The sequence below is a fragment of the Chryseobacterium formosense genome, from assembly GCF_900116415.1.
Lineage (GTDB): Bacteria > Bacteroidota > Bacteroidia > Flavobacteriales > Weeksellaceae > Chryseobacterium > Chryseobacterium formosense.
In genome coordinates this window covers 454,996-469,239 of the sequence record NZ_FPAP01000003.1, presented here as the reverse complement: position 1 = coordinate 469,239, position 14,244 = coordinate 454,996, and the positions used below count along the sequence as shown (strand labels likewise).

11 protein-coding genes are annotated in these 14,244 nt (G+C 34.5%); 4 read left to right on the top strand and 7 right to left on the bottom strand.

The genetic code is table 11. The features are described 5' to 3' along the window. Positions 1–9: 9 nt before the first annotated feature. The 4 genes from BM371_RS13545 to BM371_RS13525 all read right to left on the bottom strand — a co-directional run bounded on the left by BM371_RS13545 (position 10) and on the right by BM371_RS13525 (position 5,366). On the bottom strand, positions 10–2,271 hold the full coding sequence (locus BM371_RS13545; protein ID WP_034678553.1) for a glycoside hydrolase family 3 C-terminal domain-containing protein: 2,262 nt from the start codon (positions 2,269–2,271) through the stop codon (positions 10–12). 458 nt (positions 2,272–2,729) lie between these two features. After that, positions 2,730–3,536 carry a methionine ABC transporter substrate-binding lipoprotein MetQ gene (gene metQ / locus BM371_RS13535; protein WP_034678549.1) on the bottom strand — a complete coding sequence of 269 codons (807 nt, stop codon included), beginning with the start codon at positions 3,534–3,536 and terminating at the stop codon, positions 2,730–2,732. Positions 3,537–3,688: 152 nt separating this feature from the next. Beyond that, entirely contained in the window at positions 3,689–4,345 is a 657-nt protein-coding gene (metI, locus tag BM371_RS13530) for a methionine ABC transporter permease MetI (protein WP_034678548.1), read from the bottom strand. Continuing rightward, positions 4,338–5,366, bottom strand: a complete 1,029-nt coding sequence (locus BM371_RS13525; protein ID WP_034678547.1) for a methionine ABC transporter ATP-binding protein — start codon at positions 5,364–5,366, stop codon at positions 4,338–4,340. Before BM371_RS13525 ends, metI begins: the two co-directional genes overlap by 8 nt. Before the next feature lie 361 nt (positions 5,367–5,727). On the opposite strand from BM371_RS13525, the gene BM371_RS13520 reads away from it, so the two are divergent. The 3 genes from BM371_RS13520 to BM371_RS13510 all read left to right on the top strand — a co-directional run bounded on the left by BM371_RS13520 (position 5,728) and on the right by BM371_RS13510 (position 9,524). Then, positions 5,728–6,474, top strand: coding sequence for a metallophosphoesterase (locus BM371_RS13520; protein WP_034678853.1), 747 nt, complete (start codon positions 5,728–5,730; stop codon positions 6,472–6,474). Positions 6,475–6,550: 76 nt separating this feature from the next. Continuing rightward, positions 6,551–7,105 (top strand): DUF2652 domain-containing protein, encoded by a 555-nt coding sequence (locus BM371_RS13515; protein ID WP_034678544.1) that lies wholly within the window; start codon positions 6,551–6,553, stop codon positions 7,103–7,105. Positions 7,106–7,397: 292 nt separating this feature from the next. Further along, entirely contained in the window at positions 7,398–9,524 is a 2,127-nt protein-coding gene (locus BM371_RS13510; protein WP_034678541.1) for a type IA DNA topoisomerase, read from the top strand. Positions 9,525–9,724: 200 nt separating this feature from the next. Here BM371_RS13510 and BM371_RS13505 read toward each other — a convergent pair whose 3' ends face one another. Continuing rightward, entirely contained in the window at positions 9,725–11,029 is a 1,305-nt protein-coding gene (locus BM371_RS13505; RefSeq protein WP_034678539.1) for a helix-hairpin-helix domain-containing protein, read from the bottom strand. 358 nt (positions 11,030–11,387) lie between these two features. After that, positions 11,388–11,732, bottom strand: a complete 345-nt coding sequence (locus BM371_RS13500; protein WP_034678537.1) for a MerR family transcriptional regulator — start codon at positions 11,730–11,732, stop codon at positions 11,388–11,390. Positions 11,733–11,815: 83 nt separating this feature from the next. Between BM371_RS13500 and BM371_RS13495 the strand changes: the two genes are divergently transcribed. Beyond that, complete coding sequence (locus tag BM371_RS13495) at positions 11,816–12,709, top strand: SMP-30/gluconolactonase/LRE family protein (protein ID WP_034678536.1); 894 nt, start codon at positions 11,816–11,818, stop codon at positions 12,707–12,709. A gap of 171 nt (positions 12,710–12,880) precedes the next feature. Here the strand turns inward: BM371_RS13495 and BM371_RS13490 are convergent, their stop codons facing one another. Continuing rightward, complete coding sequence (locus BM371_RS13490; protein WP_034678535.1) at positions 12,881–14,188, bottom strand: DEAD/DEAH box helicase; 1,308 nt, start codon at positions 14,186–14,188, stop codon at positions 12,881–12,883. Between the last annotated feature and the right edge of the window lie 56 nt (positions 14,189–14,244).

The following is a 14,244-nucleotide window of genomic DNA, read 5'->3' as shown; positions in this document are numbered from 1 at the left end:
ATAAAGGAATTACTGGAGGGTAAATTTCACTTTTGTTTTAATTGCATCAGAGGAATTTCCGATCTGCGCTTCAAAATCTCCAGGTTCTGCAACCCAGTCGTGCTTTTGGGCATCAAAAAAGCTTAACGCTGTTTTGTCGATCGTAAATGTGACTTCTTTTTGTTCACCAGGATTTAAAAATACTTTCTCAAAACCTTTCAGCTCTTTTGCAGGACGCTCAACAGACGATTTTATATCGGTAATATAAAGTTGTGCAACTTCAGCACCAGCTTTTTTACCGGTATTTTTCACGGTTACAGTGAAGGTAATTTTATCATTTTGAGTCATTGTAGATTTATCAGCTTTTGCTTTTCCGAACTCAAAAGTGGTGTAGCTTAAACCGTGACCGAAACTAAATAATGGCTTGATCTTTTTCGTGTCATGCCAACGATAACCTACAAAAATTCCTTCGTTGTATTTGATGTTGATAGGGTTTTTTTGGTCTTTTCCTTTTCCTGCAGCTAATTCTTCTTTATTTCCCGGATATTCTCCCATTGCATGAGCAGAATTATCTTCCAGTTTTACGGGGAAAGTAAATGGAAGTTTTCCTGAAGGGTTTGCATCACCTGCTAAAATTGAAGCAATAGAATTTCCTGCTTCAGAACCTAAATACCAACCCTGAACAATTGAAGGAACTTCCTTAATCCACGGCATTGCAACGGCATTTCCGGTTACCAGAACGACAGTGAAATTTTTATTGGATTTTGCCAAAGCTGAAATAACATTATCCTGATTGTAAGGAAGTCCGTAGCTTTTTCTGTCGTTTCCTTCACTATCCTGGAAATCTGCTTTGTTTAAACCTCCAACGAAAATTACATAGTCAGATTTTTTAGCCAACTCAACGGCTTCATTCAATAATTCTTCAGGCGAGCGGCTGTCTTTTAAATCCTGTCCTGATTTTACACCATTATATTCACCGCCGATATCTCCTACATAACCTCTTGCGTACTGTACATCAGAATTTTTACCGAATTTCGCTTTAATTCCGTCTAAAGGTAATGTTTCGTATTTTACTTTTAATGAAGATGAACCACCGCCAACAGTCATCACTTTGATAGCATTTTCACCAATAACGGCAATTTTTTTAGCTTTATTAATGTCGATAGGAAGTACGTTTCCCTGGTTTTTTAACAAAACAATTCCTTCTTCACCGATTTCTTTTGCAACCGCTTTATGTTCGTCAGAAGCAATGTTTCCGAAAGGTTTCTTGGTATTCATTGTTGTTTTGTAAGCCAAACGCAAAAGTCTTGTCACTTTATCATCAAGCTCTTTGGTACCCACTTTCCCTGATTTAATTAAATCTAAATAGGGTTTTGCTAAATAATAGTTGTCGTAAGCATTTCTGGTTCCGGCAGAAAGACCGTTTGTCCAGCTTCCGAATTCAACATCTAAACCATTATGAATTGCCTGTTCGGTATTATTCACGGCACCCCAGTCTGAAACAACCACGCCTTTGTATTTCCATTCTCCTTTAAGAATATCATTTAAAAGATATTGGTTCTGACTTGCGTACTGATTTTTGTACATATCATAAGCTCCCATAATTGTCCAAGAATCTCCTTCAGTCACGGCAGCTTTGAAAGGCGGAAGGTAAATTTCATACAACGTTCTGTCATCCACAATCACATTGCTCGTATGACGGAACATTTCCTGATTGTTTAAGGCAAAATGCTTCACAGAAGTAGCTACTCCGTTGGATTGTACTCCCTGAATGTAAGGAACCACCATTTTTGAAGTTAAATAGGGATCTTCTCCCATATATTCGAAATTTCTTCCATTGAGTGGAGTTCTGTAAATGTTTACTCCGGGACCTAAAAGAATATCTTTCTTACGGTATCTTGCTTCTTCGCCTAAAGCTTTTCCGTAATTCCATGACATTTTTTTGTTCCATGTTGCGGATAAAGCAGTCAGGGCAGGGTAAGCGATAATGGAGTCATTCGTCCATCCGGCTTGATCCCATTCATCCCACATTACTTCAGGACGAACTCCGTGTGGACCATCGGTTGTCCAGAATTCAGGAATTCCCAATCTTGGAACTCCTGGTGAACTGAATTTTGACTGTGCGTGAAGCATGGCCACTTTTTCTTCCAGTGTCATTCTGGAAAGTGCATCCTGAATTCGCTTTTCAACAGGTTTAGTTTCATCCAAATAAACAGGAACCGTCGTATTTTGAGCCATAGAAGAGGCAGATATAAGCGTAAACAAACTTAGAATTACAGTTTTCTTCAACATAAAAAACTTTTTATTGATTGTTTACAAAAATAGGGAAAATATTTATTTTCTCAAATTGAGATAATATATTTTTCAACAAATGGTTATTTATAACCAATACTTATAAGGAGATCAAACAAGTTTTTTGACTCTCGCAGATTTTATGGATTACGCAGATAAAGGGGAAATCTATTTCATTTAACTAATCAAAAAGATAATTTTTAAACACTAAAGTATGAATGTGTTTAAGTTTAAAACAAAAACACCGCTTCGGAGGCAAAGGTTTTTTCCGAAACGATGTTCACATATAATAATAGAATCTCTTGCAGGTTCAGGGTTTAGTATTCAATGTTTAAAGTTTTGGGATGAAAAATTCAAGACTTCAGATATTCACACTACCGGTCTTTTTGCTTTCGCAAAAATCCACCCTTTCAGAGAAGGGGAATTTAAAAGCCATCAACTATCAACCAACAACATGACTACCAACCTTTGATAGCACCACCTTTGAAAATATCTCTTGCTTTATCTTCCACTTCTTTAGACTGATAGGCTTTCAGAAAGTTTTTTACTTTATCTGTATTTTTATTATCTTCTCTTGAGACCACAACATTCATATACGGCGAATCTTTATCTTCTTTAAAAATTCCATTTTTGTCGGCATCCAATCCGGCTTGAGCGGCAAAATTATTGTTGATAATCGCAATGACCACTTCTTTGTCATCCAAAACTCGCGGAAGTTGTGGTGCTTCAATTTCAAGGATTTTTAGCTGTCTTGGATTTTCAACGATGTCGGTTACTTTTGGTAATAAGCCAACATTGTCTTTTAGTTTTAACAATCCGTTTTTCTGCAAAAGTAGGAGAGAGCGACCGCCATTTGTAGGGTCATTTGGAATAACAATCGTGCTTCCATTCTGAAGTTCACTGATGTTTTTTATCTTTTTGGAATACGCTACAATCGGATATACAAAAGTATTTCCGATAACCGCTAATTTGTAACCACGCTGCTTCGACTGTTCATTCAAATAAGGAACGTGCTGAAAAGCATTAGCATCAATGTCACCGTTATTCAATGCTTCATTGGGAACGACGTAATCGTTGAACGAAACCAGTTCGACTTCAAGATTGTATTTTTCTTTGGCCACTTTTTTAGCAGTTTCGGCAATTTCATGTTCAGGTCCTGAAGTGATTCCGACTTTAATAAAATTTGGATCATCTTTTTTTGGAGAATTACAAGCTCCAAATAACAGCAATCCCGCTGCTAAGCTTAAAATTTTGATATTTTTCATTGTTAATTATTTTTTATTTTTTTTAGTTGGGTGTTGGATGATGGAAGTTGGGTGTTTATTCAGTAATACCATACGATTAGAGATTGTATGATTAAAATTTTGTCAATCGACTTTTCATTCTTAATAACCCTAAAACTCTCAAACACTCAAACTTACCTATGATCAAATCTTTTCGCCAATCGGTCACCGGAAAACTGGATGATAAAAACCAAAGCGACCAACAAGCCAAGAACAAGATTCATAATCAAAGCATCATAACCGATGTAACCGTATTGATAACCAATCTGTCCCAATCCGCCGGCTCCGACAGCTCCGCCCATTGCAGAATATCCGACAAGCGTAATCAAAGTAATTGTTGCATTATTGATGAGCGAAGGCAATGCTTCAGGAAGTAAAACTTTTCTGATGATCTGTAACGGACTTGCTCCTAAAGCTCTCGCTGTTTCAATCAATCCGTTGGGAATTTCCAACAAACTGTTCTCAACGAGTCTTGCAATAAACGGAGCTGCACCGATGCTTAACGGAACGAGTGCGGCATTCATACCAATAGAAGTTCCAACCAAAGATCTGGTAAAAGGAATCATCCAAACAATCAGGATAATGAAAGGAATTGACCTGAAAATATTAACTAAAACCGATAAGATTCTGTTGTAAATTTTATTTTCTAAAAGCTGTCCTTTTCGTGTTAAAAATAGAAGAATTCCAACGGGAAGTCCGAGAACAAAACCGAAAAATCCTGAAACGAAAGTCATAAAAACTGTTTCCCAAACTCCTTTCGAAAGAAGCGAAATTAGCGTGTCACTAAGCATATCCTCTTACCGTATTTTGAATTTTGTTTTGATTAAAATAATAGATGGCTTTCTGGTTGTCCTCATCTTCTCCTTTAAGCTGTAACAACAATTTCCCGAAATTTGAGTCGCCAAGATATTCCACATCAGCTTTCAGAAGCTTGTAAGGGATTTTATATTTATCATAAACTATAGAAAGCAATTCTTCAACAGAAATTTGTTCGTTAAGCTCAACTTCAATCAATGGAAACAAGCCGTCTTTTGGTTCTTTTTCAAGTTTTTTATTCAGTTCTTGTGGTATAGTCATAGCACCAGATTTTAAAAATTGTTTGATGATCGGGTTTTCTTTGTCAGAAATAATTTCACTCAAAGTTCCCTTTGTTACTAATTGTCCTTTATCGATTACTGCAACATGGTTACAGACGGTTTTTACCACTTCCATTTCGTGTGTAATCAGCAAAATGGTAATTCCTAACCGATAATTGATGTCCCTTAATAATTCTAAAATAGATTGTGTTGTTGCCGGATCGAGCGCACTTGTTGCTTCATCACACAGCAAAAGATAAGGATCGTTTGCGAGTGCTCTTGCAATTGCAACTCTCTGTTTTTGTCCACCGGAAAGACTCTTCGGATAATCATTGGCTTTATCTTCCAATCCGACTATTTTTAAAAGCTCATTTACTTTCTTTCTGATTTTCTCTTTACCTGAGTTGTCCAATTCTAATGGAAGTGCAATATTTTCAAAAACCGTTCTTGACGAAAGTAGATTGAAATGTTGAAAGATCATTCCGATTTTCTTTCTTTCAGAAGCTAATTGTTTTGAATTTAATTTTGTAAAATCTTTCCCGTTGATGATGATTTGCCCTTCATCCGGTCTTTCAAGCAAATTAACCGTTCTGATTAAAGTACTTTTTCCTGCACCTGAAAAACCGATGATTCCGACAATATCACCTTTTTCAATCGTTAGGTTAATATTATCTAAAGCTTTAAATGCTTTTTCTTTCTGATGAAATGTCTTTGAAATGTTTTTTATTTCTATCATTTTTTTTCTGCAATTTTTTTAATAAAAAAGGCTCTACAACGTGGTAGAGCCTTTAAAAATATGTCATAATAAAAGTAAGGTCACCCACAAAAATTCCTATATAAAGGCATACAGCAATACATCATCATTAATCTGATGTTCATCTTCGTCATAAAATTGTTATTGGATTTTGATTTCATCTTCATTTCCATACTTGAATACGGTTGCAAATATAAAACATATATTTTTATTAGTCCATTAAAATTATAGACTTTTTAGTGATTATTTTTAAGTTTAATTTTAATATGTTGTAAATCAGTTAATTATTTTTAAAATTCATTTATCAAAGATGATTGATCAAAAGAAATCATATTTTAGATTTATGAAAATTCAAATCATTAGCGATTTACATCAGGAATTTGGGTTCAGCGATTTGTCTTTTGACAATGCTGATGTTGTTGTATTGGCAGGAGATGTTAATTTAGGTACAAAAGGAATTGAATGGATTAAAAATAAAATTCCCGACAAGCCGGTTATTTATGTCTTAGGAAACCATGAATATTACAAAGGTTCTTATCCAAAAACTCTGAATAAAATTTTAGAAGCTGCGGAAAATTCTAATGTATCTGTTTTGGAAAATTCTTTTGTGGATATCCAAGATATTAGATTTCACGGTGCAACTTTATGGACAGATTTCTCATTATTCGGAAGTCCGATGGCTTATGGAAGTCTTTGTCAGACTCAGATGAATGCTTATAAATTAATACGAAGAGATCCTTCTTACTCTAAGCTGCGAACTATTGATACATTTAAAATTCATCAAATTTCAAGACATTGGCTAAAGGAAAGTCTGGAAAATTCAAAAGGAATGAGAAATATCGTCGTTACGCATCATGCACCAAGTTTACAATCGGTTCCTGAGCATTTTAAAACCGATCCCGTTACTTCAGCTTATGCTTCCAATCTTGAAGATTTTATTGAAGAACATCAACCTCTTTATTGGATTCATGGTCATATTCATACCCCGACAAGATACAAAATCGGAGAGACAGAAATTATCTGTAATCCGCATGGTTACATCTCTGAAAAGTATAATGGTTATAATAAAGAGCTGATTATCGAAATTTAACTTTAAATATTTAAAAAAATTAAAGTAAAATAAACTCTTTTCCGTCTGTATTTAAAAGGTTTTTAACCTAAAAATTATGGAAAATACAAACGCACAAAACGGAATTATTTTGATTCCCGATTTCAGTGGATTTACTGAATTTGTGTTCAATACAAAACTTTATACCGGCGAATATATTGTAAGACAACTACTTTCTATTTTAATTGATGTAAACCATCAGTATTTTGATATTTCGGAAATTGAAGGCGATGCGATTTTATTTTATCGTTACGACAGCAAACCTTCCTATAAAAAGATTTCACAAATGCTGAGCAACATGAGAAAGGCTTTCAATATGAAGATTGAGGAATTAAGTGAGATGTTGAATACCACGATTGATCTGTCATTAAAGTTTATCGTTCATTATGGAAAATTTTCGCAGTACAACATCGGTAATTTCAGAAAACTCTACGGAAAACCCATTGTAGAAGCTCATCAAATGCTGAAAAATGGTTTCGCAGAACAGCCATCTTATGCTTTATACAGCCATTCTTTTTTGAAAAATTCTCAAAAAGAAGATCATAATTCATGCGAAGAAATGCAGGTGTCGGAAGTGGGAGCGATTCAGTATTTTGGAAATTCATTAGCTTAATTTTTATTGGCTGGATGTAATTGTTTAATTATTGATCAGTGTGTTTGTCATTCTGAAAGAATCTCAATATATTAAAAAATGATAGTTTAGATTCCTCCGGAATGACAAATTGGATGTTAAAGTAGAAAAGAAAAACTTTTTACTAATCTGTTGTTTTCTTTTGCAAGTTCTTTAACAGCATAAAAATCTTTTGCTTCATGTGTGGTTAAAAAATGGAGTTTTAATATCAACTAAATTGATAATCCAAAAAAAATCCCGACTTTTGCCCCCTCTTCAAAAATTCCGAAAATTCATGAAACTTTGTATTGCCGAAAAACCAAGTGTTGCCAGAGATATTGCCAAAGTTTTAGGTGCGACTACGCCTAAACAGGGCTATATGGAAGGAAACGGCTATTGCGTGACATGGACTTTCGGACATCTTTGCACCCTCAAAGAGCCTCACGATTACGGTCCGCAATACAAATCCTGGAATCTGTTTTTGCTGCCGATTATTCCTCAAAATTTCGGAATCAAATTAATTCCAAACAAAGGCGTTGAAAATCAGTTTAAAGTGATTGAAAGATTGGTAGAAGAATGTGATGAGGTTATCAATTGCGGGGATGCCGGTCAAGAGGGAGAGCTGATTCAGAGATGGGTTTTACAGAAAGCGAAATGCAATAAACCGACTCAGCGTTTGTGGATTTCCTCGTTGACGGAAGAAGCCATTAAAGAAGGTTTTGCCAATTTAAAACCGGCTGAAGATTACAAAAACCTTTATCTTGCCGGAAATGCAAGAGCAATAGGAGATTGGTTGTTGGGAATCAATGCAACACGACTTTTTACCAAAAAGTTTGGTGGAAATAAAGCGGTTTTGTCCATTGGAAGAGTTCAGACGCCAACTTTAGCGATGCTGGTTCAGCGTCAGAAAGAAATTGATGCTTTTACCACGGAAGAATATTGGGAACTGAAAACAAAATACCGCGACGTCATCTTTAACGCTGCAATCGACCGTCTCAAAACTTTAGAACGTGCCGAAAAAGGTTTAGAATATCTGAAAGTCAATCCTTTTGAAATTGTTTCATTTGAAATTAAAGAAGGAAAAGAAAAAAATCCGAGACTGTTCGATTTGACCGGACTTCAGGTGGAAGCCAATAAAAAATACGGTTATTCTGCAGAAAATACTTTAAATTATATTCAGAGTCTTTACGAGAAAAAACATGTGACATATCCTCGTGTCGATACAACCTATCTATCCGAAAGCTTGTATCCGAAAATCGAAGGAATTCTAAGGAAAATGACTCCATATCAGGATTTGATAGTCCCTTTGTTGCAGGAACCAATTCCAAAATCGAAAGCGGTTTTTGATGATACCAAAGTAACCGATCACCACGCCATTATTCCGACTGAGGTGACGCCTGCTCAGAATTTAACGAGAGAAGAAAAATTCATTTATGATTTAATTGCAAAACGCTTTATTTCTGTTTTTTACCCTGAATGTAAAATTTCAAATACTTTGGTGGAAGGAAAAGTAGGAACAATTCCATTCAAAACCAGTGGAAAGCAAATCCTCGAACCGGGATGGAGAGCAGTTTATGCGAAAGAACCGAAAGAAGAATCGACTGATAAAGAAAAAGAGAAGGAAGAAGAACAGACGATTCCTGAATTTGTGGTCGGAGAAACAGGACCACACGAACCGATGATTCACCAAGGAAAAACTTCGCCTCCCAAACCTTACACCGAAGCAACACTTCTTCGTGCCATGGAAACTGCCGGAAAGCAGATTGATGACGAAGAACTTCGCGAAATGATGAAGAACAACGGGATCGGAAGACCTTCAACCCGCGCGAATATCATCGAAACACTTTTCAAACGAAAATATATCGAAAAGAAAAGAAAAAATCTTATCGCTACTCAAACCGGAATTCAATTGATCGACACGATTGAAGACGAACTCTTGAAAAGCCCTGAATTAACGGGAGAATGGGAATTTAAGCTTCGTAAAATTGAAAGCGGAGAATATGAAGCCAATCAGTTTAAAGACGAATTGATTCAGATGGTGACAGAATTAACCAAAAAAGTAGTCGATGGGAAGGGAAAAGTCATTAATCTTGAAGAAGAAAAACCTCAAATTCAAGAAAAGAAAAAACGTGAACCTGCTGTGAAAAAAGAACTGCAGTCTTGGGAAGAAACGCAATGTCCGAAATGTAAAAACCACAATCTGATGAAAGGTAAAACTGCAGTCGGATGTTCCGATTTTAAAAACTGCGGCTTTAAAGTTTCATTTGAAATTTTCGGCAAAAAACTTTCCGATAAACAGTTAATGGATTTGGTTTTAAAAGGTAAAACTTCAAAGTTAAAAGGTTTTACTGGCCATCCTGAAAATGTAACGGAAGGTGTTGTTACTTTATCTCCGGAATTTCAAATCATTCTCAGTTCATAATTAATAAACTTTTATAGAGCTTTAAAGATTTTGAACCATTAAGATTTATTAAGTATTTTAGATAAATTAAGTTGAGCTTTGCTTTAAGAATATGCTTATAAAATCTTTAGATTTTTCTTAAACTATCTCAATTTCTAAACAAATCTTAATGCTTAAATTTTAAATAATTTTACTATCAACTATCAACTATCAACTATCAACTATTTAACGTAAAGCCTCATCCTCGCCTCATATTCCGGCTTAGTTTTCAATAATTTCCAAATCTTTTTGTCATCGGGATTGCTGATTCTGTAATAAATAATTTTGTCGGCAGAATATTTAAAATAGGGATGATTTTTCAGCCATTCTTCGGGAGCATTAACCAAAGAATACCGTTCCACTTTTGAATTGTCGAGTGGAGCAATACTTAAAAGTTTTTGAACCAATTCTTTATCAATATTATAGGTTTCCAAAATCTGCTCTTTCGTCATAAATCCGCCTAATTTTTTTCTGAAACCAATCATCGAACCTGCACTTTTTTCATCCAAGCCAAATTCTAAAAGTTGTTTAAAAGTAATAGAATTCAGTTCTGTTTTAGAGAAATCTGTTTTTTCCTGTTTGAATTCAGGCTTTTTATCATCAGATTTTTTTGACATTGTTGAAGGATTTAATCTAATAAATGGTTTTAATTCTTCGAACTTTTCAGGAGAAATAACGAAACAGTTTTTTATATCCTCTAAAGTTTTAAAACTACCTTTCAGATTTCTGTCACGGTAATTAACGATAACATTCGCCTGTTTTTCGGAGAATCCTAAAGCTATCCAATCTTCTACATTTAAAAGATTGGGGTCAAAATTGGTATGCTGAAATTTATTTTTTGATGAACCTGATTTTACTAAATAAGGATTGAAATTCACTGGAGTTTTTGCAGGAAGAATGAGATACGGTTCAAGTTTCTGATAATTTTCATCATTGATAATAAAACATTCTTTGAATTTTTCTTTGCTCACAAAGCTTCCACCAAGGTAATTTTTATATTTTAAAATTGCTGCAGCCTGTCTTTCCGAAAAGCCTATTTTCTCCCAATCAATTTGTGAAAGTTGGTCAGGATTAAATTTCTTTGTTACGTTTATAGATTTCTTTTCAAAACTCTTAAAATTTGAACTTCCTTTCGCTTCAGTATTTGTTTCAGGAAGTAAAATAAGGTTTTCAAGCTGAGCATATTTCTCTTCGGAAACCGCAAAACATTTTTTGAATTGTTGTTTCGATAGGAACTTTCCACCGACAATTTTTTTGTATTTTAAAATTGTAGCCGTTTGTTTTTCTGAAAATCCGAGTTTTTGCCATTGAGCTTCATCAAGGTCATTTGGATCAAATTCAGAGAGGGATTCTGAGGGTAAATCTTCGGAAATAAAAGTGAGTTCAGGAAATTTTTCATCACTTTTATCGGTGTAATTTTGAAAGACAGTTAATGCCAAAAGCAGCATTCCTAAAACTGCCATTTTCTGATAGTAAGTTTTTTTCATCGTGTTTTATGTTTTGGTAAGATTTCAATTTCTCGAAATCATCATAAGATAAAGTTATGAATTAATTTTTAATTCAAAATACAATTAAATGAAAAAAAGATAATTAAAGGGTTGTTATACAGTGATTTGTGATGCAAACTTGGTATTGGGAATAAATGAATTATGAAGATTATCTGATTAAGATATTCTTTTCTTGTGAATAAACATTTGTACAAGTGAACCTACAAAAACTCCAATCGTTGCACTCATTAAAAATCTATTAACATTAAAAATGGCACCCAAAATGATGAGCAATAATGAGATTCCTGCAATGATTTTTAAATGCTTTCGGTTTTTTAAATTAATCATAAGAAATCTTTTATTCAGAATCTTTGTCTGCTAAAGATTCTTTTAGTTTTAATAATTCGGCTTTTACAAATTCTAGGCGATCGATTAAAGTAACGGTTTCCGAAATTTTCGAGTTTGTTGTTAACGCAATTTTTGCACCGTCAAGTGTATAACCCTTTTCTTTCACCAAATGATAGATGATCTGTAGGTTTTTAATGTCTTCGGGAGTGAAGTAACGGTTTCCTTTTTTATTTTTTTTAGGCTTAATGATTGGGAATTCCTGCTCCCAATATCTTATCAATGAAGCGTTTACGTCGAATGCTTTGGCTACTTCTCCTATTGAATAATACAGTTTGTCGGGTAAATTGATCTTCATTGTCGTTATACAGAAAATTCAAAGATAATTATTTTTTAAACTACACAGCAAATCGTAAATTGTAAACTTTAAATTTTAGCAGCATGAAAAATATATGGAGTTTGGGCGTAGTTGGTTTGGTTTTCGCATTACAGGGTTGCCAATCAACAAATTATACCACTATGTTTTATGAAAATACAGAGCCGAAATTAGTTTCGGATCAGTTTACTTTTACGGAAGGTCCGGCAACGGATAAATCAGGAAATGTTTATTTTACAGATCAGCCTAATGACAAAATTTATGTCTGGGATTGGAAAACGGATAAGATTTCTTTATTTATGGATAAAACAGGTCGTGCCAACGGAACTTATTTTGATGAAAACGACAATTTGATTACCTGTTCCGATAACCAGGGTGAGATCTGGAAAATTTCGAAAGACAAATCAATAAAGGTTTTGTCTAAAGGTTTTGAAGGAAAAAGATTAAACGGACCCAATGATCTCTGGCTTGATGACGAGGGAGGAATTTATTTCACTGATCCTTTGTATAAAAGAGATTACTGGGAAAATTTTAAAGTTGAAATTCCTGAAAAAAATCTGTATTACCGAAATAAAAACGGAGAAATTTCAAAGCTTGAGACTTTTGTTCAACCGAATGGAATTATCGGAAGTACAAAGTCAAAAAAACTGTACGTTTCGGATATTGATGCCGGAAAAACCTACGTTTATGATATTTTAGGTGAAGGAAAACTTTCTGAAAAGAAATTGTTTTGCGAAATGGGTTCAGACGGAATGACATTGGATCAAGAAGGAAATCTATACCTTACGGGAGATGGAATAACTGTTTTCAATCCTAAAGGCGAGAAAATTCATCACATCAAAATTACTGAAGACTGGACGGGAAATGTCACTTTTGGCGGTGAGAAAAATAATATTCTGTTTATTACCGCTTCGAAATCGGTGTATACTTTGCCGACGAAAACTTCTGCTTTGAAGTAGGTGAATTTTAACCACAAAAGTCACAAAAGCTTTTAAAGATTAAATTTTAATCTATAAGAATGAAAGATCAAAAAAGGTAAATTATTATTTAAGCTTTTTTGATCTTTATAAAATAATTCATTATACTTTAAAAAATTCTTTTGTGAATTTTGTGGTGAAAAATTGTACAGATTAATAAGCAATTTCCATTTTTACTTTCTTGCCTTTCAGTTTTTCGGTGCTTAATTTTTTGAGTAAATCTTTTACTTTATTTCTTGAAACCGCAACATAAGAAGTGGTGTCTTTTACTTCGATCAGCCCCAAATCTTCTTTTTGAAGTTCTCCTTTTTTAAGCAAATATCCTACAATATCAACTTTGTTGACTTTATCTTTTTTTCCTGCACTGATATAAATCGTCTGAAATGGCGAATTTGCAGGAACTTTTGTAAATTCAATTACGCTTTCTACAGGAACATCGTGTTTAATGAAAGGGAAATTTTCTTCTTCCTTCATAATGAGATACACAAAACCTTTCGCATTCATCCTTGCCGTTCTTCCGTTTCTGTGGATGAAAGCATCTTCTTTTGGCGGAAGCTGATAATGCACGATAGATTCAACTTCTGGAACGTCTAAACCTCTTGCAGCTAGATCGGTGGTAATTAAAACTCTCGCAGAATCGTTTCTGAATTTTAGTAAAGCACGCTCTCTTTCGTCCTGTTCCATTCCGCCGTGAAAGGTTTCTCTGTCGATTCCTTTTTCACGCAGAAGTTCTGAAATTCGGTCAACTGCTTCTCGGTGATTGCAGAAAATCAACGTTCTTTTATTACCAATTTTACAAATCAGATGGAATAAAGTATCGAGTTTTTCCTCAGAAATGGTCATTACTTTTCTCAGCTGAATATCCGGTTTGTTTTCTCCTAATTTAAGGAAATCAACCATTTTTTCATTCTGAAGTCCGGTAAATTTCGGAATTTCATCCATTGCTGTTGCAGAAGTAAGAATTCTTTGGGATAAGCCTCTTAATCTTCCTATGATATAATCCATATCTTCCTGAAAACCAAGTTCAAGAGCTTTGTCAAATTCATCTAAAACCAAAGTTTTAATGGTTGAAGGATCAAAATTTTCATTCTGAAGGTGATACCTGATTCTTCCGGGAGTTCCGATCAAAACTGCGGGAGCTTCGATCAGGTTGTTCATTTCAATCTTTTTATCATGACCACCGTAGCAAACCGTCACTTTAAAATCAGTACCCATCGATTTGAAAACCTGCTCGATTTGTAAAGCCAGTTCTCTCGCCGGAACCAAAACAATTGCCTGAATTCCTTTTGCTTCTTTTTTTAGATTTCTTAAAACCGGAAGAAGAAAAGCCAGTGTTTTTCCCGAACCTGTCGGAGAAAGTAAAATAACATCGTTGTTGTTCTCGGTTGCTTTAAAAGTAGATTTCTGCATCTGATTCATCTCCTGAATCTGAAGCTTTTGATAAATTGACTGTAAATCCATGATGCAAAGGTAGGGCATTTTGGGAGGAAATCTTTAATAGCTCTAAAAGCGATTTT

Excerpts from the sequence above, each read along its gene's own strand:
- BM371_RS13505 (WP_034678539.1), bottom strand. The coding sequence starts at position 11,029 with ATGAAAAAAACTTACTATCAGAAAATGGCAGTTTTAGGAATGCTGCTT.
- BM371_RS13490 (WP_034678535.1), bottom strand. The coding sequence starts at position 14,188 with ATGGATTTACAGTCAATTTATCAAAAGCTTCAGATTCAGGAGATGAAT.
- BM371_RS13495 (WP_034678536.1), top strand. The coding sequence starts at position 11,816 with ATGAAAAATATATGGAGTTTGGGCGTAGTTGGTTTGGTTTTCGCATTA.
- metI (WP_034678548.1), bottom strand. The coding sequence starts at position 4,345 with ATGCTTAGTGACACGCTAATTTCGCTTCTTTCGAAAGGAGTTTGGGAA.
- BM371_RS13500 (WP_034678537.1), bottom strand. The coding sequence starts at position 11,732 with ATGAAGATCAATTTACCCGACAAACTGTATTATTCAATAGGAGAAGTA.
- metQ (WP_034678549.1), bottom strand. The coding sequence starts at position 3,536 with ATGAAAAATATCAAAATTTTAAGCTTAGCAGCGGGATTGCTGTTATTT.
- BM371_RS13525 (WP_034678547.1), bottom strand. The coding sequence starts at position 5,366 with ATGATAGAAATAAAAAACATTTCAAAGACATTTCATCAGAAAGAAAAA.
- BM371_RS13510 (WP_034678541.1), top strand. The coding sequence starts at position 7,398 with ATGAAACTTTGTATTGCCGAAAAACCAAGTGTTGCCAGAGATATTGCC.
- BM371_RS13520 (WP_034678853.1), top strand. The coding sequence starts at position 5,728 with ATGAAAATTCAAATCATTAGCGATTTACATCAGGAATTTGGGTTCAGC.
- BM371_RS13545 (WP_034678553.1), bottom strand. The coding sequence starts at position 2,271 with ATGTTGAAGAAAACTGTAATTCTAAGTTTGTTTACGCTTATATCTGCC.
- BM371_RS13515 (WP_034678544.1), top strand. The coding sequence starts at position 6,551 with ATGGAAAATACAAACGCACAAAACGGAATTATTTTGATTCCCGATTTC.